This window comes from Allobosea sp. 01N443 (assembly GCF_056399325.1).
The window spans coordinates 1-25,465 of the sequence record NZ_JBFTRC010000070.1; the positions used below are offsets into that span (position 1 = coordinate 1).

General features: G+C 64.7%; 25 protein-coding genes and 2 pseudogenes. 16 read left to right on the top strand and 11 right to left on the bottom strand.

All coding sequences use genetic code 11. The annotated features are described in order from the left end of the window. Window positions 1-160: 160 nt before the first annotated feature. The 9 genes and pseudogenes from AC1DRP_RS18130 to AC1DRP_RS18170 form a co-directional block, all read right to left on the bottom strand. Window positions 161-697 (bottom strand): autoinducer binding domain-containing protein, encoded by a 537-nt coding sequence (locus AC1DRP_RS18130; RefSeq protein WP_476769174.1) that lies wholly within the window; start codon window positions 695-697, stop codon window positions 161-163. A 140-nt stretch (window positions 698-837) separates the two neighbouring features. Further along, window positions 838-975, bottom strand: a pseudogene (locus AC1DRP_RS18135) (IS481 family transposase); the annotation flags it as partial. Window positions 976-1,029: 54 nt separating this feature from the next. Then, complete coding sequence (locus tag AC1DRP_RS18140) at window positions 1,030-1,911, bottom strand: GntR family transcriptional regulator (RefSeq protein ID WP_476769175.1); 882 nt, start codon at window positions 1,909-1,911, stop codon at window positions 1,030-1,032. Between the two features lie 96 nt (window positions 1,912-2,007). Next, on the bottom strand, window positions 2,008-2,799 hold the full coding sequence (locus AC1DRP_RS18145) for a transporter substrate-binding domain-containing protein (protein WP_476769176.1): 792 nt from the start codon (window positions 2,797-2,799) through the stop codon (window positions 2,008-2,010). A 20-nt stretch (window positions 2,800-2,819) separates the two neighbouring features. Then, the gene (locus tag AC1DRP_RS18150; protein WP_476769177.1) at window positions 2,820-3,548 is read right to left on the bottom strand and encodes an amino acid ABC transporter ATP-binding protein; all 729 of its coding nucleotides are present in this window, start codon (window positions 3,546-3,548) and stop codon (window positions 2,820-2,822) included. Beyond that, the gene (locus AC1DRP_RS18155; RefSeq protein WP_476769178.1) at window positions 3,517-4,197 is read right to left on the bottom strand and encodes an amino acid ABC transporter permease; all 681 of its coding nucleotides are present in this window, start codon (window positions 4,195-4,197) and stop codon (window positions 3,517-3,519) included. The genes AC1DRP_RS18150 and AC1DRP_RS18155 overlap by 32 nt, the downstream gene beginning before the upstream one ends. A 1-nt stretch (window position 4,198) precedes the next feature. Next, window positions 4,199-4,876, bottom strand: coding sequence for an amino acid ABC transporter permease (locus tag AC1DRP_RS18160; protein ID WP_476769179.1), 678 nt, complete (start codon window positions 4,874-4,876; stop codon window positions 4,199-4,201). Window positions 4,877-4,925: 49 nt separating this feature from the next. Next, window positions 4,926-6,323, bottom strand: a complete 1,398-nt coding sequence (locus AC1DRP_RS18165) for an NAD(P)H-dependent oxidoreductase (protein ID WP_476769180.1) — start codon at window positions 6,321-6,323, stop codon at window positions 4,926-4,928. A 93-nt stretch (window positions 6,324-6,416) separates the two neighbouring features. Next, window positions 6,417-7,442: an amidohydrolase family protein gene (locus AC1DRP_RS18170; protein ID WP_476769181.1), complete on the bottom strand. Its 1,026-nt coding sequence runs from the start codon at window positions 7,440-7,442 to the stop codon at window positions 6,417-6,419. 1,103 nt (window positions 7,443-8,545) lie between these two features. Here AC1DRP_RS18170 and AC1DRP_RS18175 point away from each other — a divergent pair. The 16 genes from AC1DRP_RS18175 to AC1DRP_RS18250 all read left to right on the top strand — a co-directional run bounded on the left by AC1DRP_RS18175 (window position 8,546) and on the right by AC1DRP_RS18250 (window position 23,612). Then, the gene (locus AC1DRP_RS18175) at window positions 8,546-8,731 is read left to right on the top strand and encodes a hypothetical protein (RefSeq protein ID WP_476769182.1); all 186 of its coding nucleotides are present in this window, start codon (window positions 8,546-8,548) and stop codon (window positions 8,729-8,731) included. A gap of 222 nt (window positions 8,732-8,953) precedes the next feature. After that, window positions 8,954-9,625 carry a cyclase family protein gene (locus AC1DRP_RS18180; protein ID WP_476769183.1) on the top strand — a complete coding sequence of 224 codons (672 nt, stop codon included), beginning with the start codon at window positions 8,954-8,956 and terminating at the stop codon, window positions 9,623-9,625. A gap of 175 nt (window positions 9,626-9,800) precedes the next feature. Next, the gene (locus AC1DRP_RS18185) at window positions 9,801-10,352 is read left to right on the top strand and encodes a TRAP transporter small permease (protein WP_476769184.1); all 552 of its coding nucleotides are present in this window, start codon (window positions 9,801-9,803) and stop codon (window positions 10,350-10,352) included. Beyond that, complete coding sequence (locus AC1DRP_RS18190) at window positions 10,349-11,632, top strand: TRAP transporter large permease subunit (RefSeq protein WP_476769185.1); 1,284 nt, start codon at window positions 10,349-10,351, stop codon at window positions 11,630-11,632. Before AC1DRP_RS18185 ends, AC1DRP_RS18190 begins: the two co-directional genes overlap by 4 nt. 36 nt (window positions 11,633-11,668) lie before the next feature. After that, window positions 11,669-12,679 (top strand): TRAP transporter substrate-binding protein, encoded by a 1,011-nt coding sequence (locus AC1DRP_RS18195; RefSeq protein ID WP_476769186.1) that lies wholly within the window; start codon window positions 11,669-11,671, stop codon window positions 12,677-12,679. 86 nt (window positions 12,680-12,765) lie between these two features. Then, complete coding sequence (locus AC1DRP_RS18200; protein ID WP_476769187.1) at window positions 12,766-13,953, top strand: CaiB/BaiF CoA transferase family protein; 1,188 nt, start codon at window positions 12,766-12,768, stop codon at window positions 13,951-13,953. Next, window positions 13,953-14,735 (top strand): enoyl-CoA hydratase, encoded by a 783-nt coding sequence (locus AC1DRP_RS18205; protein ID WP_476769188.1) that lies wholly within the window; start codon window positions 13,953-13,955, stop codon window positions 14,733-14,735. Before AC1DRP_RS18200 ends, AC1DRP_RS18205 begins: the two co-directional genes overlap by 1 nt. A gap of 346 nt (window positions 14,736-15,081) precedes the next feature. Then, a complete protein-coding gene (locus tag AC1DRP_RS18210; RefSeq protein ID WP_476769189.1) occupies window positions 15,082-16,110 on the top strand; it encodes a TRAP transporter substrate-binding protein in 1,029 nt (342 codons plus the stop codon). An 18-nt stretch (window positions 16,111-16,128) separates the two neighbouring features. Continuing rightward, window positions 16,129-17,427: a TRAP transporter large permease gene (locus tag AC1DRP_RS18215; protein ID WP_476769190.1), complete on the top strand. Its 1,299-nt coding sequence runs from the start codon at window positions 16,129-16,131 to the stop codon at window positions 17,425-17,427. Continuing rightward, window positions 17,424-17,930, top strand: a complete 507-nt coding sequence (locus AC1DRP_RS18220) for a TRAP transporter small permease (RefSeq protein ID WP_476769191.1) — start codon at window positions 17,424-17,426, stop codon at window positions 17,928-17,930. The genes AC1DRP_RS18215 and AC1DRP_RS18220 overlap by 4 nt, the downstream gene beginning before the upstream one ends. Window positions 17,931-17,958: 28 nt before the next feature. After that, a complete protein-coding gene (locus tag AC1DRP_RS18225; RefSeq protein WP_476769192.1) occupies window positions 17,959-18,729 on the top strand; it encodes an SDR family NAD(P)-dependent oxidoreductase in 771 nt (256 codons plus the stop codon). Beyond that, window positions 18,657-19,649: an NAD(P)-dependent oxidoreductase gene (locus AC1DRP_RS18230; protein ID WP_476769193.1), complete on the top strand. Its 993-nt coding sequence runs from the start codon at window positions 18,657-18,659 to the stop codon at window positions 19,647-19,649. The genes AC1DRP_RS18225 and AC1DRP_RS18230 overlap by 73 nt, the downstream gene beginning before the upstream one ends. Then, window positions 19,649-20,563, top strand: a complete 915-nt coding sequence (locus AC1DRP_RS18235; protein WP_476769194.1) for an amidohydrolase family protein — start codon at window positions 19,649-19,651, stop codon at window positions 20,561-20,563. The genes AC1DRP_RS18230 and AC1DRP_RS18235 overlap by 1 nt, the downstream gene beginning before the upstream one ends. Window positions 20,564-20,607: 44 nt before the next feature. Beyond that, the gene (locus AC1DRP_RS18240; protein ID WP_476769195.1) at window positions 20,608-21,606 is read left to right on the top strand and encodes a TRAP transporter substrate-binding protein; all 999 of its coding nucleotides are present in this window, start codon (window positions 20,608-20,610) and stop codon (window positions 21,604-21,606) included. A 107-nt stretch (window positions 21,607-21,713) separates the two neighbouring features. Continuing rightward, window positions 21,714-22,319: a TRAP transporter small permease gene (locus AC1DRP_RS18245; protein WP_476769196.1), complete on the top strand. Its 606-nt coding sequence runs from the start codon at window positions 21,714-21,716 to the stop codon at window positions 22,317-22,319. Between the two features lie 18 nt (window positions 22,320-22,337). Next, entirely contained in the window at window positions 22,338-23,612 is a 1,275-nt protein-coding gene (locus tag AC1DRP_RS18250; protein WP_476769197.1) for a TRAP transporter large permease, read from the top strand. A gap of 756 nt (window positions 23,613-24,368) precedes the next feature. On the opposite strand, the gene AC1DRP_RS18255 is transcribed toward AC1DRP_RS18250, so the two are convergent. Further along, window positions 24,369-24,905, bottom strand: a complete 537-nt coding sequence (locus tag AC1DRP_RS18255; RefSeq protein ID WP_476769198.1) for a hypothetical protein — start codon at window positions 24,903-24,905, stop codon at window positions 24,369-24,371. A 413-nt stretch (window positions 24,906-25,318) separates the two neighbouring features. Next, window positions 25,319-25,465, bottom strand: a pseudogene (locus tag AC1DRP_RS18260) (IS66 family transposase); the annotation flags it as partial.

Sequence of the window (25,465 nt, forward strand, 5' to 3'; positions counted from 1 at the left end):
CGGCGGCTCTTCCCCTGATTGAAAACAAAATCACGAACCGCCGCGTAGACCTGCACCGCGAACATCCCCGCCAACCCCAAAAGGGATCAGCCTATCCAACTGGTTGGCTTTTACGCCGCCCGCGCCACCACAAGCGAGGGCGCTTCATTGGATGGTTTTGTCACCGCCCTGCACACCACCTCAGGCATTCGGTTTCGCGCCGGGTGAGCGACGGCGGTTCGATGCGCGTGAGACGTAGTGAGAGACCGACATGGGCGTAGGCCTCGCGCATGCCGTGCAACAGGAAACGCTCATATTCGGCTAGCTCCAGCAGATGGTCAGCTCCCAGGAGCACGAAACCCACCTCGTCGAACCCCGCGCGGATCGGCGCACAAGAGCCGTCGAACAGGCCAAGTTTGCGACTATCCGCCAGGATCGTAGCGCACTGGCGCGAGGGAGCCGCAGCCTCATTGAGCGTGAAGGCTCCGCTCATATGGCACGCAGCCGTCACGACTGGATCGTCGATCGAGTAGTGCTGGCTCTGGTATCGTTCGGCCCAACCGGGCATCGTCTGCGCGAAGAGATAACCGGCCCCGTGGAACTGGCCCTCGCCGAAGACCCGCAGATAGCCGGCGCTATGGTATCCCAGCCCCTCGATCCGGCCCGCGAAAATGTGGCCGAGTTCTGCACAGTTCCCGGCTTCGGCAAGCGCGGACATCGATTCCTTGCGCGGCGGTCTTGAATGCATCTGACGAAAGGGCGGGGGCGTGGCGACCAGCTGACTCCGATACTCTGCGCCCGCAGGATTTGGAGAACACGTCATGCGCAGGATTTTGGTCACGGCGGGGGCTTCGGGCATCGGCGCCGGCGCAGGCCGAGCTCGCGGCAGGCGTGGCGGAAGGCATGGACTTTGTAGCAGGGGCCGTTGTCCGTCATGGCGCGCGCGACGGTAACACCGAGGCCTTTGTAATAGGCGACGGTGGCCCTGAGGAAGGCGCCTTAACCACCCGCAACGAGCGCTCTCAAATCTTGCATGCAAGATTCAATGCGTCAATCGTGGCCTTGACTGCTGTCTTTGGGAAGGTCGCCGCCGCTCCTTGTCTGGAGCGCCGTGACTAACATTGTTAGGCCGTTGCGGACATGCTCGCGCAGCACCTGCCCGGTCCTCAGCGGGTCTTTGGCGGTCAGCGCATCGAGGATGAGCTGGTGCTCTCCAATCGCCTTTTCCCAGCGAGCCGGCCAGAGATTGGACGTATAGCGCGCCCGATCGACCCGCAGTGCCAGAAGCTCCCATACCCAGATCAAAACCGAGTTTTGCGAGAGCTCGATGATGCGCCGATGGAAGGCCTTGTTGGCCTCGAAATAGGCGGGCAGCTCGTCACGGGTGTGATGCAGCATCATCTGATAGTGCAGCAGCCCGACCTCCGCCACGGCCTCTTCGCTGATCCGGGCCGCAGCAAGTTCGCCTGCCAGACCTTCGATCGTGCTGACAACGTCTATCAGGGCCTCGATCTCGTCGATGTCGAGCTCGGAAACAACGGGCGACTGGTTGGGCAGTGCGCGCAGCAGGCCTTCTTGGACCAGTGTCTTGATCGCTTCGCGGATCGGCGTACGCGACACGCCGATCTGCTCGCAAAGCTCTCTCTCATTGAGCCGGGCGCCGGGCGCCAGCACGCCCGTGACGATGAGGTTGCGCAGATGCTTGACGGCGTTGCCGTGCAACTGGCCCTTGCGCCGGGCGTCGTCGGATAGCGGCATCTTGGCAAGCAGCGCTGCCAGAGGCGTCGGACCCTGATTCTGTGTCATAAGCGGCTCTAGACAATTTTCGGAACGACCGATGACATGATGCCTGGATGCAGGATCCCGGCAAGGCCGGAACGATGATGCCGGGTTGAAGCGGCGCTGTTTAAGCCGATCCGGGCGCGCCAGCACGCCATTCTGCCGGTGATGGGCGCTACCGACGAACCTCGCTCCGTCGTCGATGGGGCAAGCAAGGGAGAGCGCCAGCCAGCGCCCTCCCTGCGATGGTCAAAATACCGGTAGCGGCGAAGGTAGCGGCGAGCCGATCCACTTCTGATAGATCTGGGCCAGCTTGCCGTTCTGCAGGTWCAGCATGATCCAGGTGTTGAGCCAGAGCCGGAAATCCGGGTCTCCACGGCGCATGCCGATGGCGTAATAGGTCTCGCTGATCGTGAACTTGTTCTCGAACTGGCGATCCGGATACTCGCGGGCGAGCTTGTTGCCGAGCGCGCCGCCCGTCGCGATCGCATCAACTTGGCCGGCCAGGAGCGCCGCGATTGAGGTCGCATCGTTGTCGAAGCGCACGAGCTGCGCGTCCTTCGGGGCTTCGGCGGTCAACTGGCCGTCTTGGGTGGTCCCGCGGGGAATGCCGATCTTCTTGCCCGAGAGGTCGGCGAGCGACTTCAACTGCACGTTCTTGGTCGCGACCAGCACGCCGCTGGTGACGCCGTAAGGGTTCGAGAAGGCGATCGACTTGGCACGCTCGGCGGTAATGCTGAAGCTGGACATCGTCACGTCCGCCTTGTTCGTCAACAGGACTGGGATGCGGTTGGGCGCCGTGACGGCGACGATCTCGAGCTCGACGCCGAGATCCTTGGCGAGCAGCTTCGCCGTCTCGACATCGGCTCCGTCCGGCTCGCGCTTCTCGTTGGTCGAGCCCCAGGGCGGGAAGCCGAGATCGACGGCGACGACGAGCTTGCGCTTCTGCTGGATGGCATCGAGCATTTGCGCCTCCGCCGACACCGACGGCAATACGAAGCCGAGGGCCAGAGCGCAGGCCATTCCCCATTGTTTCAACATGTTCGATCCTCCCTGTGATCTCAAAAGATTCTCTTGATGAATTGCCGGAGTTCCGGCGTCTGTGGCTCTTGAAAGAGCTTCTTGGGCGATCCCTCTTCGTGGATCCGGCCGCCATGCATGAAGACGATGCGGTGCGCGACATCGCGCGCGAAGGTCATTTCGTGGGTGACGAGGATCATCGTCATGCCGCCCGCCGCTAGCCCCTCCATCACGCCCAGCACCTCGTCCTTGAGTTCGGGATCGAGMGCCGAGGTGACCTCGTCGAACAGCATGACCTTGGGCGACATGGCCAGCGAGCGGGCGATCGAGACACGCTGCTGCTGGCCGCCGGAGAGCTGGTGCGGGAAGGACGCCGCCTTGTCGGCGAGTCCGACGCGCTCGAGCGCGGCCCGCGCGATCTCGACCGCCTCGCGCTTGGGCACTTTCTTCACCACCGTCAGCGCGATGGTGATGTTGCCCTCGGCCGTGTAATGCGGGAACAGGTTGTAGCTCTGGAAAACGATGCCGACCGTCTGGCGCAACAGCCGCAGATCGGCCGAGCGCGACGTGACCTCGATGCCGTCGACGGTGATCGTGCCCGCCTGCACGCGTTCCAGCGCGTTGACGCAGCGCAGCAGCGTGCTCTTGCCGGAGCCGCTGCGCCCGATCAGCGCCAGCACCTGCCCGGGCGGGATCTTCAGCGAGACATCGCGCAGGACCGGGACCGCGCCGTAGCTCTTAGATACCGAGTTCAACGTTACGATGGACATTGAGTCTCCTGGCGAGCGACCTCTCCATGTGGCGGCTGAGGATCGAAAGCGGGATGCAGAGAAAGAAGTAGATCAGCGCGACGGTGCCGAAGACCCGGATCGGCTGAAACGTCGCGTCGTTGACGATCTGCCCGGCGCGGGCGAGCTCGACGAAGCCAATGATCGAGGCCAGCGATGTGTTCTTCACCATCGAGACCAGGAAGCCGACCGTGGGCGGGATCGCCACCCGCACTGCCTGCGGCACGATGATGTAGCGAAGCTGCTCGTAGCGCGACATGCCGATCGCGGCCGAGCCCTCCCATTGCGGGCGCGGGATCGATTCCAGGCAGCCCCGCCAGATATCGGAGAGGAAGGCGCTCGAATGCAGCGAGAGCGCCAGACCGGCGGCAAAGAAGCCCGGCACCGAGATGCCGACGAGGCTCAGGCCGAAATAGGTCAGGAAGAGCTGCATCAAGAGCGGGATGCCCTGCAGCAGCTGGATGTAGCCGATCGCCAGAATGCGCAGTGGGGCGAAGGCGGATACGCGCATCACCGCGACGGCGCCGCCGAGCAGGCTGCCGCCGATGAAGGCCGCGGCCGTCAAAAGGATGGTCCACCCCGCCGCACGCAGCAGGAACACCACGTCGAACCAGCTGAAGCTCTGAAACATCTCAGGCTCTCGCGCTGTGGTGCGGGAAGAGCAGCTTGGCGAGGCCCCAGAACATCAGCCGGAACAGGACGACGAGCACCAGATAGATCCCGGCCACGATGAAATAAGTTTCGAAGCTGCGGAAGGTGAACGACTGGATGCTGTTCGCCGCCGAAGTCAGTTCCTCCGCGCCGATCACCGACAGGATGCTGGTCGCCAGCATCAGCAGGATGAACTGGCTGGTCAGCGCCGGATAGACTTTCTCAAGCGCCGGCAGGAAGACGAAATAGCGGAAGACCTGGCGCGGCGTGAAGCCGAGTGCGATGCCGGCTTCGACATTGGAGCGCGGCACCGCCGTGATGCCGGCTCGCAGGATCTCGGTCGTATAGGAGGTGGTGTTGGCGACGAGTGCGAGCGCGGCCGCGGTCGTCGGCGCCAGCGAGATGCCGAGCGAGGGCAGGCCGAGATAGAAGAAGAACAGCTGCACCAGCAGCGGCGTGTTGCGGATGACGTCGACATAGCCGGTCACCAGCGCGCGCAGGACGAAGTAGCGCGAGGTCGCCAGCCGCGCCATGGCCGTGCCGAACACGACCCCGGTGATGATGCCGAGAGAGCAGTAGAGCACGGTGTAGAGGACGCCGGTCGCCAGTTGCGGCCAATAGTTGAACACCGGCGCGAACTGGAACGTGTAGCTGGTCATCGCCGCCTCGCGGCGGTCGCGCCCATGCAGCGTGCCGGGAGACGCCGCATCAGCGCGCCTCCGGCCCGAAGAACAGCGCGTCCTGGCGGCGCCGCAGCGTTGCCAGCATCGAGTCCTCCGCGATCTCGACATCGTCGCAGGTGATCAGCGCGCCCTTGGCGACAGGCCGGGCCAGGCGCCGGTTGGCCGCGAGGTAATAGGGCGCGGGCACCCCGGGGCCCAGCGCAGCGCCGGCCACCGCGTAGCCGGACACGTTCGCGATGCTGTGATGATGCCCGCTCGCGGTCAGGATCGTGCCGGCGGGCAGGTCGGCGTCGGCGCGGGCGGCAAGATCGAAGCGTGGCTTGGGTGATTCCGCGCCGCTGGAAATCCCGAGGATTCCGGCCTCGAGAATGCTGGTTGCGGCCTCCAGCCCGAGCACATGCCGCGGCAGATAGAGCAACGCCGTCGCGCCGTTGCGCGAGAGGAGATGCCCCTTCTCTCGCAGGATCGCCCAGGAGGCGGCATCCTCGCAGCGCACCACGACGAAGACGCCGCCGGCAAAGCTGATCTCGTCGGGCCGTCTCAGGCAATTGAACACGTCGATCCGCCGCTCGCCGGCGAGCACGCCGCCATCGGCGAGGACAGCAAAGGCGCTCGGCACCTCGGAGATCCGCAGGATCGGCGCATGCAGCTCCGGGCGGTCCGGCACGAGATCGACCGCATTGGCCGCGATCAGCAATTCGCAGAGATCGGGCACGGTGCGCTGGGGCAGCATCGAGGCGATCCGCGAGCGCTCCGCGATGACCTCCGCCACCGGCCTGGAGTCGAGCGACCAGCAATCCGACAGGCCAGACACGTGCGCCTCGCGGCCGTTGCTTAGCAGGGTGCCGGCAGCCTCGTCATAGACGAAGTCGTACTCGCTTGACTTGCCCGCGGCGACGACGGTGAAGCCAAGCGTTTCGGCCCAGGTCACCTGGCCCATCAGCAGGCTCGGCTGGTCGCCATCGATCGGCGTCACGACCTTGCCCTGGGACCGTGCCATGGCCGAGAGACCGGCGCCGACGACGATGTCGACCTCCTTGGAGACGAGCGCCAGATGCCGCCCGGCCTCGACCGCAAGCGAAGAATGCCGCGCCCCGGCTTCAGGATGGCCGGTCGCCTCGAGCACCACGTCGATCGGCAGTTCGACGACGCAGGCGAGATCGCCCGCCGCAATCGTCTTGCCGGCATCCCAGGCCGCCCTGGCCTCGGCCGCTGTGCTGCACAGCGCGATCTCGCGAGGGTCGGACCCCGCCGCGCGCCAGGCCTCGCCCGCCCGCTCCGGGGTGATGTCGACGGCGATGCGCGCGCCGAGCAGAGGCACCCGGCGAGCCTGCCCGAGAAAGCTGCGGCCGAAATCGCCGGTACCGACGATGCATGTCTCGACCGGCCTCGTCCCCGATCCAAAATAGCGGTGGTAATTCATCTCGCCCGAACGCGTTTCCCCAGGATGATTCTGATCGAGCGGTCTGCGCCACCCGTTGCGCCGGCCGGCCGGCATGAGCGGATCAGGGCATAGTTAAATCTTGCATGCAAGAATTTTGTTGCATGCCGCCCCCGTTGCCGCTGTGGAGCCAGCCCGGTTCGTTTGCGATATCCGCGTGCCGGGCTCCGGAAGCCGATAAAAGGCGGCGGCATTCCGCCAGAAGAAGCCTTCCCGCTCGAGGTCAGTGTGATCCGCCAGCATCTGCGACACGGAGCGCACCAGCGTGTCGAAATCGACCCGGAGGCCGGCAACGGGGAAATTGCTGGCGAAGATGCAGCGCTCGATGCCGAAGATCGATACTGCATCCCGCACGATCCGCCGGTTGGAGTCGTAGTCCCAGGGCTGGTCCTTGAGGCCGAACTCCGACACCTTCAGGTGGACATTTGGTTGCCGAGCGATCGTCTCCATCTGGGCGCGCCAGAATGCGAGGCCGTCCTCCGAGCGGTCCCAGGGAAACCCGGTGTGATTCAGGATGATCCGGGTGCTGGGAAAGAGGCGCGCCACTTCGGCCGCCTCGGCGAGATGCCAGGCTGGCACGCGGAGATCCCAGCTCAGATCGTGTTCCTGAAGCCGGGCGAAGCCTCGCAGCCAAGCCTCGTCCTGCATTGTGCCGGGGGCTCGGGGCGACATGGTCTCGGGGGAGCGCGAAGTGACGGGCTTGGAGCGGATGCCGCGTACCAGCGGAAAGGCAGCCTGCCGCGCCAAAACCTCCTCGGCGTTGGGTGTATGAAACCACGCATGGGCGACGATGGCATTGGGAAAGCCGTAGCGCTGGCTGAGGGCGCTGATCCAGCGCGTCTCGCCTGCCTGATCGTCGCGGTCCCATTCGGCTTCGCAATGAACCGTCATCAGCACGTTGTGCCGCGCCGTGTCGCGGCGATAGTCGTCTGGCAAATAGTTGCGCTTGATGCCGTCGTAATTGCCCAGGAAGAAATGCGGTTCCGGCTCGGCTCCGAGCCAGGGATGCCGGCCATCGGCCAGGTTCCAAAGATGGTGGTGCGCATCAATCAACGTGATGGCGTCGTCGGCGTGGTTCCAGGCATCATTGATGGTCTTCATCGTCTCTGTCTTCCTTGCGGTCGGTCCAGCCGTTGTTCGCGCGGTCGGAGTTCAGGCTCCTCCCTCAGGAATGGCGGACACCGCATACGCAGCGCAGTTAAGCGGTCTTCGAATGATCAGTCCAGAGATTGCATGCAAGAATCAATGCTGCGCTGCAGCCGTGCCTGTCTGCAGCGCAGCATGAGCATTGCCCGAGCGAGCCGCAGAAAATGGCCGGGTCCCAGGCGACCGCGGTGGACGTGGTCTCCGATCATCACCGCCGACGTGGCTGTTTCATCGCCGACCGTGGCGGTCGCAAAGTTACCGTTTCGGGCGCGGAATAGTGTGCGGCAAGAACCCGCAGACAGAACTGGGTAACCGCAATCCTGCCCGGTGAACTCGACCACATTGGAGAACGGAGCGAAGTAGGGTCCTCCTGCAAAAACATCTCGTAGGAGGCGCCAAGCCAATCTCCCAGCCTGTGCATTCAACGGAAGCTTCCAGCCATTGGCGACACCGCTGGATCCAAGCGTTCACAGGCGTCAAGAAAAGCCAAGGATGAGCGGTCGTTCTCCTGAAGGAGCGTCATTGAGGGGCTCAACCGCAAAGCTCCGCCGGCTGCTGCGAGCCGGCTCGCCACGACGTACCTGCTCAGCTTGAGCGTCCGGATCAACTCCGCGATCTGCCGCGCGCTGGCCGGTGCGGGCCAAGGCTGCGCTATCTTGTCTCTTTTTCTCTGATTGGTCTCGACACGCGCTGGCGTCGGGGTGTCGGCGAGGCGCCGACGCTGGCCGCGCTCCAACGTAGCGTCCTCGTCGAAATAGATATTTTTAATGTCAGGGTCACTTGCTGAAAATGTACGAAGCGAAGTTGCCTTGCAGGACGCCAAGTCTGGTGATGCGCCACTTTGCTCCTTTGGAGTTGGCTCGCGCTGGCTCCAAGGTCGGGCTTAGGAGCTATGATTTAAGTATCGACGGGCCAGCACACTTTACCACCTGGCGTGCCAATAAGCGCCGGCGAGCGAGTGGCTTATGCGTTCGCACATAATTTCACCGCTCGAATTTGTGGAATTCCGGCACGTCTATAGCGGTCATACTATGCCTCCCTGGTATGACCAACGCGCCTTGGCCCTGGACTCCGAAATCCTGTTCCTGGCCGAGCCAACCTCCGGCCTCGATCCGCCCTCCTATGCATTCGATCGGTTGCTGCTGACGCTCGCCGCCAGCCTGAAACTGACGGTGATGATGATCACCCACGACCTGAGCACCCTTCACACGAGCATGATGGGCCGGGAGCGAGCACGCCGGTGACGATCAGGTTGCGCAATTGGCCGACGACATTGGCGAGCAGCGCGCCTTTGCGCCGCGTTTGGGCCTGTGTCTGTGCGATCAGGGCCGCGAGCGGCGTCGACGCCGGGGATGTGGTCATGGCAGGGCGAGCATTCCGGAGAGTGGCTTGACTGCTTCGACTTCTTGCATGCAACTTTCGCCGCCTTCAAGGGCAGTGCCCGGCAGTCAAACTGGACCTCAGCCATGCAGATCATCGACCTTTCGATGCCCATCGGGCCGCATTTTCGTTGGCCTGTGGAACTGAGTATCAAGGGCGATATCGCCAAAGGCGACCAGTTTCGTGTCTCGCGCCTCTCGGCGACCTGCCACGGCTTTTCGCATGTCGATGCCATGGCGCATTTCGTCGCCGGCGGCCCGACCATCGAGACAACGCCGCTATCGGACGTGGTCGGCCCCTGCCGCGTGCTGAACCTCAGCGCGCGCCCGGCCAATGAGCCGATCGAGCCCGAACATCTGGCGGCGGCCGATCCCGGCGGCAAGGAGGGCGAAATCCTGCTGCTCGCCACCCATTGGTCCGACCGCCGCGATTACAACGACCGGACCTTCTGGACCGAGGCGCCCTGGCTCAGCCGTGCCTCCGCGGAATGGCTGGCGGCGCGCAAGCCCAGCGCCGTCGCCGTCGATTTCCCGCAGGATTACCCGATCCGCCTGCTGCTCGACGGCAAGGAGGTGCCCAAATCCGAGCATGTCACGCATCACATTCTGCTCTCAAACGGCGTGACGCTGATCGAATACGTTTTCAACACCAGCCGCCTCACGGCGCCCCGGAATCTGTTCTCCGCCGCCCCCCTCATGATTCCGAATGCCGACGGCGCGCCTGCCCGCTTCTACGCCATCGAGGGTCTGCCGGTCTGATTGTGGTTTGACACCTCAACCGCACTCAGTATGCTGCATACAGATAACGATGACCGGGCGATCAAGCGCCCCGGCGCTTAGGGAACAAGGAGGCGGCGATGGTGAAAAACCGCGCCCTGCTGGCCCATGGCCGGCAGCGTCTTCGCACGCATCGGGATGACCGATGGGTCGCGCCATGAACGCCCGCAGCCGGGCCGCGCTCCTGCGCGGCGTCGAGAATCTGCTCATCATCGGCTTTGTCGCGATGATCGCGATGGTCTTCGGCAATGTCGTGCTGCGCTACATCTTCAATTCCGGCATCACGGCTTCGGAAGAGCTGTCGCGGCTGATCTTCGTCTGGCTGACCTTCGGCGGCGCCTTTCTGGTGGCGCGCGAAGGCGGCCATCTCGGCATGACCACGATCGTTCTGGCGCTCGGGCCCGCCGGCCGCTGGTGGTGCCGTCTGGCGGCGGAAGGGCTCTCGCTGCTTTGCATGGCGCTGCTGGTCGTCGGCTGCTGGACGCAGACCGCCATCAACATGAGCAATCATGCGCCGGTCACCGGCGTCCCACTGGCGATGACCTATCTCGCCGGCCTGGTCTGCGGGCTCGGCATCGGCGCTCTCAACCTGCTCACGATCATCGCGCTGCTGCGCGGRCAGATCGACAACGACGCGCTCGTTATCGGCGCGGAATCGGAAGAGCTCGCGGCCTTCGAGGCGCAACAGCATCGGGATGGTCGGGCATGACCGTCTTCGTCTTCCTGGGTTCGCTGCTCGGGGCCATGGGGCTCGGCATGCCGATCGCGACGGCCCTGCTGGTCTGCGGGGTCGCCCTGATGCTCCATCTCGACAGCTTCGATCCGCAGATCCTGGCGCAGAACTTGGTCGCGGGTGCCGACAGCTTCCCGCTGATGGCGGTGCCCTTCTTCATGCTGGCGGGCGAACTGATGAATGCCGGCGGGCTCTCCCGCAGGATCATCGAGCTCGCGGTGGCGTTGGTCGGCCATGTCCGCGGCGGGCTCGGCTATGTCGCGGTGTTGGCTGCGCTGGTGATGGCGAGCATTTCCGGCTCGGCGGTCGCCGACACCGCCGCGCTGGCGGCGATCCTGCTGCCGATGATGCGCCAAGGGAACTACAATATGCCGCGCGCGGCCGGGCTGATCGCGGCCGGCGGCATCATCGCGCCTGTCATCCCGCCCTCGATCGGCTTCGTGGTCTTCGGCGTCGCGGCCGGCGTGTCGATCACGCGGCTCTTCCTCGCAGGCATCGTGCCCGGCCTGCTCATGGGCCTCGCGCTCGTCATCACCTGGTGGATCGTCGCCCGCGACGAGCCCGTCGCGCGCCCCGGGCGGGCGAGCCTGCGTGAGATCGCAAAGGTCGCGTTCGATGGCATCTGGGCGCTTGCCCTGCCGGGGCTGATCATCGGTGGCATGAAGGCCGGCGTTTTCACCCCGACGGAAGCCGCCGTGGTGGCCGCCGTCTACGCAGCCTTCGTCGGCGCCTTCATCTATGGCGAGTTCAAGCTCGAGCATCTGCGGCCGGCGCTGCTCAACGCGATCAAAACCTCGGCCTCGGTGATGTTCCTGGTCGCGGCGGCGATGGTCTCGGCCTGGCTGATCACCATCGCCGACATTCCCGGCCAGGTCGCCGCGCTGCTCGGGCCGCTGCTCGACAACAAGACGCTACTGATGCTTGCGATGATGGCGCTCGTCGTCGTCGTCGGCACCGCGCTCGACTTCATCCCGACCGTGCTGATCCTGACGCCGGTGCTAATGCCGATCGTCAAGCAGGCCGGCATCGACCCCGTCTATTTCGGCGTGATGTTCATCATCAACAACGCGATCGGCCTGCTGACGCCGCCGGTCGGCACGGTGCTGAATGTGGTCTGCGCCGTCGGGCGCATCCCGATGGACCGCGTCATTCGCGGCGTGATGCCGTTCCTGCTCGCGCAGGTCGCCCTGCTTTTCCTCCTCATCCTCGTGCCCGAGATCGTGACGGTTCCGGCGCGCTGGCTGTCGGGACGCTGAAGCCTGCCAAAAAACAGAAAGACTCCGGAGGACGCCATGACCCGCAGCAATCCATTCCCGACCCGTCGCGACGCCCTTGCCGGCGCAGGCTCCGGCATCGGCCTGTTCATGATCGGCCGCCCCGCCCTGGCGCAGGCGACGAAATTGCGCTTCGCGCATCCGCATCCGGAGGCCGATAGCTGGCACAAGGCGGCGCTGCTGCTGGCCGAGCAGATCAAGACCAAGAGCCAGGGGCGCTACGAGGTCCAGGTCTTCCCCAATGGCTCGCTCGGCTCCGATGCCCAGACCATCAGCGCGGTGCGCGGCGGCTCGCTCGACATCTGCCTGACCGGCAATCCCTTCTTCACCGGGCTCGCGCCGAAGCTCAACGTGCTCGACCTGCCCTTCCTGATCCAGAGCCGCAAGCATGCCGCCGCCGTGATGGACGGTCCCATCGGCGATGGGCTGCGTCAGGAACTGGAGGGCTCCAATCTCAAGGCGCTGGCAACCTGGGAGATCGGCTGGCGTAACCTCACCAACAACCGCCGCCCCGTCGCCACCGCTGCCGACATCAAGGGCCTGAAGATCCGCACCACACCGAACCCGGCGCATATCAAGGCCTTCCAGCTGCTCGGCGCGGTGCCGACGCCGATGGCCTTCACCGAGCTCTTCACCGCGCTGGAGACCGGCACCGTCGACGGGCAGGAAAACCCGGTGACCCTGATCCTCAATGCCAAGTTCAACGAGGTGCAGAAGCATCTCTCGCTGACCCGGCACGCCTTCACCACTGGCCCGCTGGTGATGAACAAGGGGAAGTTCGACGCCTTGCCGGCCGATATGCGCGAGATCTTCGTCAAGACGGCGGTCGAGATCGCTGGCACACAGCGGCAAATGAACGAGGACACCGAGGGCTCGAGCCTCGCCGAACTGAAAAAGGCCGGCATGCAGACGGTGGAGAGCCCCGATCGCGAATCCTTCGCGAAGATCGTTACCGCCGAGGTCGAGAAGGACTTCGTCGGCAAGTTCGGCAGCGAGACGCTCGACGCGATCAAGAAGGCGGCCGTCTGAGCCATCCCGCAAGGGCCGCAATCGACCGGAACGAGACCGCCTCCGTCGCGACCACGCGACGAGGCGGACAAGGGAGGATATCGTCCATGGCGCCACCGCTGACGGGCATCAGGGTTCTCGACATATCGCAGGTCATGGCCGGGCCGTTCTGCTGCATGCTGCTGGCGGATATGGGCGCCGACGTCATCAAGATCGAGCCGCCGGGGACCGGCGATTCGACGCGCCAGTCGATGGGTTTCCGGATGAAGGGAGAGGACAGTCCCGGCTTCCTCGCGCTCAACCGCAACAAGCGGAGCATCGCGCTCGACCTCAAATCCGACGCTGACCGCGAGGTGCTCTGCGCGCTGGTCCGGACCGCCGACGTCCTCGTCGAGAATGCCCGTCCCGGCGTCGCCGGCCGGCTCGGTATGGACTACGCCACGCTGAGCGAGATCAATCCGCGGCTGATCTATGCCAGCATTTCCGGCTTCGGTCAGACGGGTCCATGGTCGCAGCGGCCGGGCTTCGACCTGATCGCCCAGGCGGTCTCTGGCGTGCTGAGCTCGAACGGATTGCCGGGGATGGAGCCCGCCAAGAACTCGATTCCCGTGGCTGATCTCGGCGCCGGGCTGTTCAGCACTTATGCCATCCTCAGCGCCGTCATCGGCCGCCAGACCACCGGCAAGGGCCAATATCTCGACGCCTCGCTGTTCGAGGCGGCGCTCGCGCTGTCCGTCTGGGAGACCACCGAACTCTGGGGCACCGGGCRGACACCGGAGCCGATCGGTTCGGCCAACCGCATGTCGGCGCCCTATCAGGCCGTGGCGGCATCCGATGGCTGGTTTGTCATCGGCGCCGCCAATCAGCGGCTCTGGCTCAAGCTGCTCGGGGTGCTGGGCCGCGAGGACCTGCAGGAGGATGCGCGCTTCTCGACCAATGCCGCGCGCCTGCAGAACCGGCTCGCCTTGATCGACGCGATGGCGCCAACCTTCCTGACGCGCACCCGCCGCGAATGGATCGACGGACTGCTCGAAGCCGGCGTTCCCGCCGACCTGATCCTCGACTACGCCGAGGCCGTCGTCAGCGAGCAGGCCGTGGCGCGCGAGATGGTCAAGATGGTGCCCCATCCGGTCGAGGGTGAGTTCCGCGCGCTAGGCTTCCCGGTGAAGCTCAGCGGCACGCCGCAGGAAATCCGTCTGCCGCCGCCCTTGCTCGATGAGCATGGCGCGGAACTGCGCGCGGAACTGGTCGGGAAAGGACTTCTGCCCGGCGCATTGAAGACGGGGACGGCGTGATGAGCGGGCCCCGCGTCACCTACGAGAAGGCGGGCGACATCGCCCATGTCCGCTTCGACAATCCCGGAGCCTATAACGCCCTGACCAGCGCGATGTGGCTCCAGCTCCGTGAGATCGCAGGCGAGATCGCGGCGGATTCCTCCGTGCGCGTCGCCGTGTTCCGGGGCGTGGGCGGCAAGGCCTTCGTCTCCGGCACCGACATATCGGGCTTCGCCAAATTCACCAGCGGAGCCGACGGCATCGCCTATGAAGAGAGCGGCGACGAATGCATGCGCGCGCTCGACGCCATCCCCCTCACCACCATCGCCGTGATCGATGGCTGGGCCGTCGGCGGCGGGCTCAATATCGCAGCGGCCTGCGACTTCCGGATCGCAACGCCCGATGCCCGTTTCGGCTCCCCGATCGGCCGCACGCTCGGCAATTGCCTTTCGCCGCTCAGCCTTGCGCGGATCGGCGGTGCGATCGGCGTTCCGGCGGCGAAGCGCATGGTCCTGCTCGGCGAAATCTTCGGCGCGCAGGACCTTATGTCCACCGGCTTCCTGCTGCGAATCGTCGAGCCCGAGGCGATCGATGCCGAACTCGAAGCCCTGTGCCGCCGCGCGGCCGAGAACGCCCCACTGACGACGCGGGCGACTAAGGAGATCCTGCGACGCATGGCGTTCGAGAACCTGCCCGAGGTCGATGACCTGATCGCGCAGGTCTATGGCAGCGACGATTTCAGGCGAGGCGTGAGCGCATTTCTGGCGAAGACCAAGGCGCTGCCCGCCTGGACCGGGAGTTGACCAAAGCCGGCCTCGGCTGACGCAGCCCGCGGCGGGCAGGCCACTGCCGCTGCTGGCATGCAAGATCGAGCGCGCGCCTGCCGCGTGCTGTAAAGCGAGTGTTTCGAGCCGCGCTCGTTAGCTCAGTGGCGGCCGTTTTGTCATACGTATTGCCTCGCCTGACGTCGCGCCGGCGAAGACATGAGCGGCAGTCGGAAAATTGCGACACCGTCCTCCAAAGCGATTGACGCTCGATTTCTTGCATGCAAGCTTTCTGCCGATCCCGCAGAGGATCGTCGGAGCGCAGCATCTGCGCTCCGCCAGATAGGTCGCAGCGCAAGCTCGGCAAGGGACCGGAGACGCCATCATGTCACGCGAGAAGACCCTTTCGACGTCGGGATTGACGCGCCGCGCCGCGATCGGCGGCGCGGCCCTATTCGCCGCGACATTGCCGGCGATCCGCACTGCCCGAGCGGCGGTTGAATTGCGCCTGACCCATCCGGCCGATCTCAGCCATCCGGTCCATCTCGAGGCCGAGGCCATGGTCAAGCGCATCAGCGAGCGCAGCAATGGCGAGGTGAAGATCACGATCTTCCCCAACAACGCGCTTGGCTCTCCCGTCGAGGCGGCACAACAGACGCGGCTCGGCGCCATCGACATGATGCTGCTCAACCCCGCCAATATCGAGGCGCTGTCGAAGACTATCGGGGTGATCAACATCCCCTACCAGTTCGACAGCTATGAGCACGCCCACCAGACGCTCGACGTCACCGGCCGCGACTGGATCGCCGAGCAGCTCAAGACGGCCGGCTTCACCTGGATCGCCAATTTCGAATGGGGCTTCCGCGCGACCACGAACAGCCGCCGGCCTATCAACCAGCCCGCCGATGTGCAGGGATTGAAGATCCGCGTGCCGCCCGAGCTGGCGATCAAGGCCGCCTTCGAGGCCCTCGGCGCCAGCACGCAGACGATCGCGTTCCAGGAAGTCTATCTGGCGCTCGCCAACAAGGTCGTCGATGGCCAGGACAACCCTGTCGGCACGACATTCGCCGCCAAGTTCTTCGAGGCGCAGAAGCATCTGGCTCTGACCAAGCACATCTACGCCTCGATCATGTTGTGCGCCAATCCGCGCACCTGGACGAGCAAGCTCAACGAGGCGCAGCGCAAGATCGTACAGGAGGAAGGTACCGCCGCGGGTGTCGCCGCGCGCAAGGGCGTGCGCGACAACGAGGAGGCCAATCTTGCCGCCATGCAGAAGGCTGGCGTCGAGATCACCCGTCCCGATGTCGGCCCGTTCCGCGACAAGATGGGCCCGGCCTATGACCAGCTGCGCAAGGCGCTGGGCGAAGACACCTRGACGTCCTGGACGAAGCTCGTTGCCGCGGCGCGCGCCTGACGCGCTGCGGACAAGATCATGCTGATCACCGCTGTCCTCGTCTCGATCTGTGTCGTCATCCTAATCGGCATCCCGATCGCCGTCGCGCTCGGCTTGGTGGCGATCGGCCTGATGGTACTGACCGTCGGGCCCGACATGCTCGTCGTCTTCATCCAGCGCACCTACGCCGGCACGACCTCATTCCCGCTACTGGCGATCCCGTTCTTCGTGCTCGCCGGCAATCTGATGAATGTCGGCGGCACGACCGAGCGCATCTTCGAGGTCGCCCAGCTCTGTGTCGGCCGCATCCGGGGCGGGCTCGCCCATGTCAACGTGATCGGCTCGGTGATCTTCGCGGGCATGTCGGGTTCGGCCGTGGCGGACGCCGCCGGCATGGGCGTGATCGAGCATCGCGCCATGACCAAGGCCGGCTATACCGGCCGCTTCGCGGCAACCATCACCGCTGTATCCTCCACGATCGGGCCGATCATCCCGCCGAGCATTCCGTTCGTCATCTATGGCAGCCTCGCCAATGTCTCGGTCGGGGCGCTGTTCCTCGCCGGCATCGTGCCCGGCCTGTTGATGGCGGCAGCGCTGATGGGCGTGATCATGCTGGTCGCCAAGCGCATGAACCTGCCGCGCGGCGACGCTCTGCCGCCGCTGCGCGAGGCGTTGTCGATCGTCTCCAGGGCCGGCCCGGCGCTGATGCTGCCGCCGACGATCCTGCTCGTCATCCTGACCGGCATCGCGACGCCGACGGAAGCGGCCGTTGTCGCAGCGGCCTACGCCTTCATCCTCGGCCGCTTCGTCTACCGCGAACTCGGCTGGGCAGCGACAGTCGATGTGCTCTGGGACACGGCGCGCCAGACCGCGCAGGTCATGTTCATCATCGCGCTGGCGGCGCCATTCGGCTGGGTCCTGATCCAGCAGCAGATTCCCAACGCCATCCTCAACGCCTTCCTGACGATGTCGTCGGAGCCCTGGGTCATCTTGCTGATCATCAATGCGGTGCTGCTGCTGCTTGGCATGTTCATCGAGGGCATCGCCATCATGATCATCGCCTACCCGGTGCTGCTGCCGATCATCCTGAAGATCGGCGTCGACCCGGTCCATTTCGGGGTGATCCTGGTGCTCAACATCATGATCGGGCTGGTTACGCCACCGGTCGGTCTGTGCCTCTATGTCGTCGCCGGCATCGCCAAGATCTCGATCGCCGAGATCACCCGCGAAATCTGGCCCTATGTGCTCGCTCTCATCGGCGTGCTGATGCTGATCACCTATGTGCCGGCGATCTCGCTATGGCTACCCCACCTGCTCGGCTACGGAGTGGCGCGATGATGGCCACCCTCAAGCTGCTCGACCGGAGCGTCTTCCTCGCCTGCAAATACGGCGCGCTGACCTGTTTCCTCGTTCTCTTCAACCTGCTCGGCCTGGCCATCATCCTGCGCCTCGTCCCGCTTTTCACGATCGCCGGCTATGACGAGCTCGTCGAATGGCTGTTCATCTGGCTGGTCATGTTGACCTCGCTGGCGCTCTGGCGCGAAGGCTCGCTCTACCGGGTGGTGCTGTTCGAGGATCTGCTGYCGCCGGCCGCCCGCAAGCTGGTCGAGATCGCGATCAACCTCGCCATGCTGGCCTTTGCCGTGACGCTCGCCCTGTACGGCTTCGACTTTATGGAGATGTCAGGCGAGACGACGCCGTTCCTGCGGCTCGACAAGAGGTGGTGGTACGCCGCCATCCCGCTCTGCTCCGCCGTGATGGCGCTCTACAGCCTGGCCTGGCTCTGGCGGGTCATCCGTGGCGAGGCCGCGCTCGAATCCACTGCGACGCTGATCGGCTGACGATCGTGCATTTTAACGGAACGATGATATGGCTCGACTGAACGACAAGGTTGCGATCATCACGGGCGGTGCCGGCGGCATCGGCGCGGCAACCGGCGAACTTTTCGCCACTGAAGGCGCCGCCATCTCATTGGTGGACATCGACGCCGGAGCGCTTGCCCAGGTCGCCTCGACAATTCGGGAGCGAGTGCCGGGCGCGCGCCTGATTGAGATCGCACGCGATGTCGGACAGGAGGCCTCGGCCGCGACGATCATTGCCGAGACGCTGGCGGCCTTCGGCAAACTTGATGCTCTGGTCAACAATGCCGGCATCCGTTCCTATGAGCCGCTCGACGCGGCGAAGGCGGAAACCTGGGACAGGATTCTCTCGGTCAACCTGCTCAGCTACGCTTTTCTCGCCCGCGAGGCGCTGCCGGCGCTGCGGGCATCCGGCAAGGGCGCCATCGTCAACATCTCCTCGACGCACGCCTTCAATCCGCGCGCCGGAATGGGCCAGTACGACGTCGCCAAGGCCGGCATCATCTCGATGACGAAGACGCTGGCCTTCGAGGAGGCTGATCGCGGGGTGCGCGTGAACGCGGTCTGCCCAGGGCTGACGCTGACGCCGTTCCATGTCCGTCGCTTCGCGCCCGAGGGCAAGTCGGAGCAGGACCTGCGGACCGAGACAGTCGACCACAACATCCAGCGCCGCTGGGCCGATCCGCGCGAGGTCGCCTGGCCGATCCTGTGGCTCGCCTCCGACGAAGCCTCGTTCATGACCGGCTCGGTGATCATGGCCGATGGCGGCACGCGCGTCTGACGCCGAAGGGAGCAGCATCCATGACCAAACCCCGCATAGGCTTCATCGGCATCGGCATCATGGGCGAGGCCATGACGCGCCGCCTGCTCGACAAGGGCTACCAGGTGACGGTCTGGAACCTCGAGCCTGAGCGGCTCGATACCGTCGTCCCGCACGGCGCCAAGCCCGCTGGTTCCCCAGCGGAGGTGGCTGCCAAATGCGATGTCGTCATGCTCTGCGTGCTGCACATGGCCGCCGTCGAGCGCTGCGTCTTCGCCGAAGACGGCGTCGCGGCTGGCGGGTCTTCGACGAAGCTCATCATCGACCTCTCCACCGCCGATCCTGAGGGAACGCGGCAAGCGGCGGCGAAGCTCAAGGAGCTGACCGGAGCCGGTTGGGTCGACGCACCGGTCTCGGGCGGGCCGCAGCTCGCCCGCACGGGTGGAATGACGGTCATGGCCGGCGGCTCGGATGCGGATTTCTCGGTCGCGCAGCCGTTGCTGGCCGACATGGCCGGAAATCTCACGTTGATGGGTCCGGTCGGCGCCGGCCAGACCACCAAGGTGATCAACCAGGCCATCGTCGGCACCGGCTATGTCGTGATGGCGGAGGCTCTGATGCTGGCCGAGGCCGCCGGCATCGATGCCGCCCGCCTGCCGCAATGCCTCGCCGGCGGGCATGCCGATTCCAGCTTGTTGCAGCGGCTCTATCCGCAAATGCAGCAACGTGCCTTCGAGCCGCCGGCGAGCTATGCCCGGCAGTTGCTCAAGGATCTCAAGGCGGTCTCGGCCTTCTCGCAGGGGCTGGGGCTCGACCTCAAGGTGATCGAGGAGGCGGTGCATCGCTATGGCGACTATGTCGCGCTCGGCCACGAAATGAGCGACTCGGCTGCGGTCGTGAAGCTCTACGAGCACGCCGCGGCCTCGCGCGGACGCATCTGATGGCAAGCACGCCGCAAAAGCCCAGGGCGGTGATCGACGCGCATCACCATGTCTGGGATCTCGAGCGCAACCACCATCCCTGGCTTAGCGACGAGCCGCCGATCCCGTTCCGCTATGGCGACTACTCCGCCATCCGCAAGAGCTACATGCCGGCCGACTACCGTCGCGACACGACCTGCTGGCCGGTGACGGCTTCCGTCTACATCGAGGCGGAATGGGAGCGCTCGAACGCCATCAGCGAAAGCCGCTGGATCGCGGGCGTTGCCGCCGAGCACCGGTTGCCCTCGGCCGTGGTCGCGTGGTGCGATCTCGCGGACCCCGGCGCGGCCGAACTTCTGGCCGCCCATGCGGCGATCCCGATCGTGCGCGGCATCAGGCATAAGCCCGCCGCCGCCGCCAGCGCCAGCGAGGCCAGGCGCGGCCAGCCCGGTTCGATGGACGATCCCGCCTGGCGCGAGGGCTATGCCCACCTTGCCGCCAACGGGCTGTCCTACGACCTACAGACGCCGTGGTGGCATCTCGACGCGGCCACCGAGCTGGCGCGCGATGTGCCCGCGACGCAGATCATCCTCAACCACACCGCCTTGCCTGCCGACCGCAGCCCCGAGGCGCTGTCGTCATGGCGGCGGGCGCTCGAAACGGCGGCCGCGCAGCCCAACATCGCCCTCAAGATCTCCGGCATCGGCCTGCCCGGCATCCCCTGGGCCCAGGCAGGCAACGCACCGATCATCCGCGACGCGATCGCGATCTTCGGCGTCGAGCGGGCGATGTTCGCCAGCAATTTCCCCGTCGACAGCCTGGTCGGCGATTTCAACACGATCTTCTCAGGCTTCCTCACTGCCACGGCCGACCGGTCCGAAGAAGACCGGGAGCGCCTGTTCCACGACAACGCAGCGAGGCTCTACCGGCTCTGACACCGGGCCGTTCGACAACCAGAAAAACAAAACGGGAGGATACCATGAAGACGCGCGATGCCTTGAAGATGCTGGCCCTCGGCCTCGGCCTGTCCGTCGGTCTCAGCCTGCCAGCCCAGGCGCAGGTCACGATCCGCTACGCCCATGTCGGCTCGGAAGGCGACATCCAGTACTGGTATGCCGAGGAATTCGCCAAGCGCGTCAACCAGCGCACGGAAGGCCGGGTCAAGGTCCAGGTCTTCCCGAATTCGCAGCTAGGCGGCGCGCAGGAGACCGTCGACGGCGTGCGCAGCGGCGCCATCCCGCTGGCGCATCACGAATTCGCTTCGCTCGCCCGGCTGAGTCCCGACATCGCCGTCTTCGCCGCGCCCTTCGCCTATCGCGATGGCACGCATGCGATGACTRCGACCGACCCGACGAAGTCCGAGGTGATGAAGGAGCTCTCCGACAAGCTCGTCGCCTCGGCCAATATCCGCATCATCGGCCGGCTCTATCGCGGCGCACGCCAGATGACGGCGAAGATGGCGGTCTATTCCCCGGCCGATCTCAAGGACAAGCGCTTTCGCGGCGTGCCGCTGCAGCTTTGGACTACGATGATCAAGGGCATGGGCGCCATTCCGACGCCGGTCGAGGTCGGCGAACTGCCGACGGCGCTGATGACCGGCATGGTGATCGGGCAGGAGAACCCGCTGACCATGATCAACGCCAACAAGCTCTATGAGGTGCAGACGCATGTCATGCTGACCAGCCACATGCAGAACGTGCTGCCGGTCTTCATCAACGAGCGCACCTGGCAGTCGATCCCGGAGAAGGACCGCGCCATCGTCTCAGCTACAGCGGCCGAAATCGGCGAGGAGACCCTGAAACTTGGCAACGAGGCCGAGTCCAAGCTGATCGACGAGCTGAAGAAGAAGGGCATGAAGTTCGTCACCGAGGCCGACGGCCTCAAGGTCGAGGATTTCCGCAAGGCCGTCGGCGCACAAGTCCGCGCCGACTTCCCGAGCTGGGGCCCCTATATCGAGCGCATCGCCGCCGTGAAGTGAAGGCTTCACCCTCGTGACGACCGGGCGGCCTCGCGCCGCCCGCTCCGCTCCCGGCGCGGCCTGTGTTTGGGAGATTTCGCCTAGTACGCCGCCCGCGAGAACGCTCCATGCATGCCGAGATCCTCATTCCCGACGCCCCTGTTGCGTCTATCGCCGTCGACAGCCGGACCTATGCGATCGACCGGGCCATGGAGCCGCTGCGCTGGGTCTTTCGTTGGGGCAGCCTCGTCATGCTGGTCGCGATGGTCGTCCTGCCCTTCCTCCAGGTCGTAGCCCGCGAAATCATCGGCTCGCCGCTGATCGGGGCCGAAGAGCTCGCGCGCTTCATGCTGATCTGCACGGTCTTCATCGCCCTGCCCTATGTGGCAGCGGGCGGAGCCAATATCCGCATGGAGGAAATCCTCTCGCTCTGCCCGGCCCGCTTCGTCCGCAGCGTCAAGATCGTGATCGCGCTCGTCGCCATCGCGACCTTCGCGACTGCCGCCATCGCCAGCCTGATCGCGATCACCAGCAATCTCGACAATGCCACGCCGACGCTCGGCATGCCCTACTGGCTCTTCCTCGGTGCGGCCTTCGCCAGCTTCACCATGACCACGGCCGAATGCGTGATCCAGTTCGTCAAGGTGCTGCAGGACAAGCCGCTCTACATCAGCTTCCCGCAGGAGATGGAGCCTGAGGAAGAGCTCGATCTGCCGCCCGAAATGAAGATCTGAGCGAGCGGAAAGAGCCCCATGTCCTTGGTCGTCATCCTCGCTTTCGTCACCTTCTTCATACTCGGTTTCCCGGTCGTCGTCGCCATCGCCGTCCCGGCACTGCTTTATGTCTTACTGGCCGGCTTCCCGATCGAGCTGATTGCGCAGCGCATGACCTATGCGCTCGACTCGTTCCCGCTCGTCGCCGTTCCGGTGTTCATCTTTGTCGGCAGCCTGATGAACCAGAGCGGCATCACAAGCGACATCTACCGCTTCGCCCATACCGTTGCGGGGCGCGTTCCCGGTGGACTGGCGCAGGTCAACGTCATCGGCTCGCTGATCTTTTCGGGCACATCGGGGGCGGCGCTTGCCGATATCGGCGGGCTCGGACGCATCGAGATCCGCGCCATGGTCAATGCCGGTTTCACCCGCGCCTATGCCGCCGCGATCACCGGCGCCTCGGCCGTCGTCGGGCCGATCTTTCCGCCCTCGATCCCGATCATCATCTACGGCTCGGTCACCAGCGTCTCGATCGTGCAGCTGCTGGTCGCGGGCATCATGCCGGCACTGCTTTATGTCGCGCTGCTGATGCTCACCGTCGCCTGGCTGGYGCATCGCCATGGCCATCCGCGCTCGAAGACCTGGCCGAGCCTGCGAGAGATCTGGTCGACCTTCCTTCCTGCGGCACCGGCGCTGTTCACGCCGATCCTGCTGGTCGGGGGAATGCTGCTCGGCATCTTCACGCCGACTGAAGCCGCGTCTGTGACCGTCGCCTACATCCTGCTGATCACCTTCGTGTTCTATGGCGGCATGAGCTGGGCGCGACTGCGCTTCGCGCTGTTCGACACCGTTAAGACGACGTCGGCCGTACTGATCATCGTCTCGGCGGCGGCGCTGTTCGGCTGGATTCTGACGATCGAGCAACTGCCGCAGACCTTCACGCGCACGATCCTGTCGCTCTCGACCGATCCGCTGGTGTTGCTGCTGATCGTCAATGCGCTGCTGCTAGTCGTCGGCATGTTCCTGGATTCGACCACAGCGACGCTGTTGGTCGCGCCGCTCGTCACCGCGCCGCTGGTGATGGCCGGAGTCGACCCGGTCCATCTCGGCATCATCTTCATTTTCAATCTGATGATCGGCCTGCTGACGCCGCCCATGGGGCTGGCGCTCTTCCTACTGGCCGACATCGCCAAGGCGCCGATGCCGGCAATCTTCAAGGCCTTGCTGCCCTTCTACATTCCCCTGTTCGGAGCGCTCGCCATCATCACCTTCTTCCCGAATCTGACGCTCTGGCTACCAAAGATGTTGCGGTAGTTTGGCGGAACGGTCGGCGGTCGCCCCGCCTGGCCGCGTGCAGCCAAGTCCTCTGGCAACTCTCGGCGGCAAGTTTCGATTTTCAGATTATCGCGAGGCAAGGAGACGCCGTTGCTGCACCGTCTCTCCTTTAGAGATCAGTCCGCCGTCTTTCGGCGTCGTCGCCTGCGGGCACATCCAGAAGCGAGTTCGGCTGCTAGCGTCAGACGAGCGGTAATGTCGTCGGCTATGAAGCCTGTCGCTAACTTGCCAATCCGGACTAACTGGCGCCGCCGGGCAAGGACGTTGTAGGCTACGCTACGAAATTGCGCATCCACATACCGGACGTTCCGCATTTCGGATATGGGCCACTCTTGCCCCTTCGATCTCAATTCGGAAGCAGACGCGCGATCAGGTAACCGCGAGAGCCTACGCCGATGATCTGTCGCGTCGCCTGGTACTGCAAGCGTTGCTCATGGAGGTATGCCGCTCGACGGCTTCTACCACCTGCGAGCGCGTGTTTGATCCGGGACTTCGACGCCGACCGTAGATCGTCCTTTCGAACCACGATGGCTGCGCCGTCGCAAGCACGGCCGAAACAAGGGCACTCAGGATCAAGTGGGGCGCGCCAATGCGCCAGATCCACAATCTGTGCAACCGCGAGGTCTGTGCGGTGACACCTGCCGCCCTAACGCTGTCTGCGCCACGCTAAGACTGATCGAGCGCCGCTTGGGTATGATATCCTGACCCACCGGTGTGCCGCTGCACGTGATCTGTTCAGGAGGCAGACTGTCGCAAGATACGCGGCAGTCGCCGTTTCCAACGTTGCCCCGCGGGCAAAGTCTCGCCATTTTTGCGGCGCGACCGCGTCTTCGCAGCTTCGCCTTTTATCGCCCCCGGTTCAGTGGAGAGCACATTCAGTTCCACCGGCACCTCGTCGATCGCTTCAATGTCATTCTTTTGCTCAGGAGGCGGTCTGCCGATCGACGGTACTTCCATTTGAGCGAGGGCGCGAGTTGGTCCGAGTGCGGGCAGAATTCGCTGAGCCTTTGGAGTTTCAGGCGAAGCCGATGAAGCACCCTGCTTGGACGAATGCTGTAGACCGATCGTCAGCGCTCGAAGGTCTAATTCATTCCCGACGGATTTGAAGTCGACGGCGGCCCAAATCGAGGGTTGCGACTTGGAGCGGACACGGCGCGCCTGTTTGAATTCAACGATGAAAGACTTTTTCGGCGCTTCATTGGTGCAGATGTCGCTTGAAAGTGTAATTGCCGAGGGGATTTGCGGGAGGATCGTTCTCAGTATCCCAATCACCGGTCCAGATGTTCTGCAGGTATGAGCTCTGCGTTTTGGAAGTCCAGCCTTGAGCGTGAGGCCAGGTCGAACGGCTAAGATTTACGCATATTGGCAGTACTCAGATCACGCCGTCGGGTTCGCTTCTTCCGCGTCGCCCTCCCCTTCATCGCCAGGGCCAACCGGAATCTCCTCAGCCAAAAGCCTGTCCTTCGTCAGAAGGCCGRCATCCTCGAGCMTTTCCAGGTCGGGCAGGTCGCGCAGCCAGGCGACACCGTGCTTGATCTGATTCTGCCGCGCATGGCGCCGTACCAAGGGAGCGTCATGTTTCACGCTGGGGACTTCATGAAAGCCCCCGCGCCTAGCGGGCCGATCGACATCCTGTTCCTCGATCTGGCGAAGACGCGAAAACTGAACGCGAAGGCCCTGTTTAAGGCTGCCCAGCGCTTGAGGATATAATCGATGGCCCTGGCGAGGTCGTGGCCGCGGGAGAGCTTGGCACGCTGTTCGCGCATGTAGACCGCAAGCGCATCGACAAGCGGCTTGCTCAGGTCCTGGCGAACTGTCCCGCGCTCCTGCGC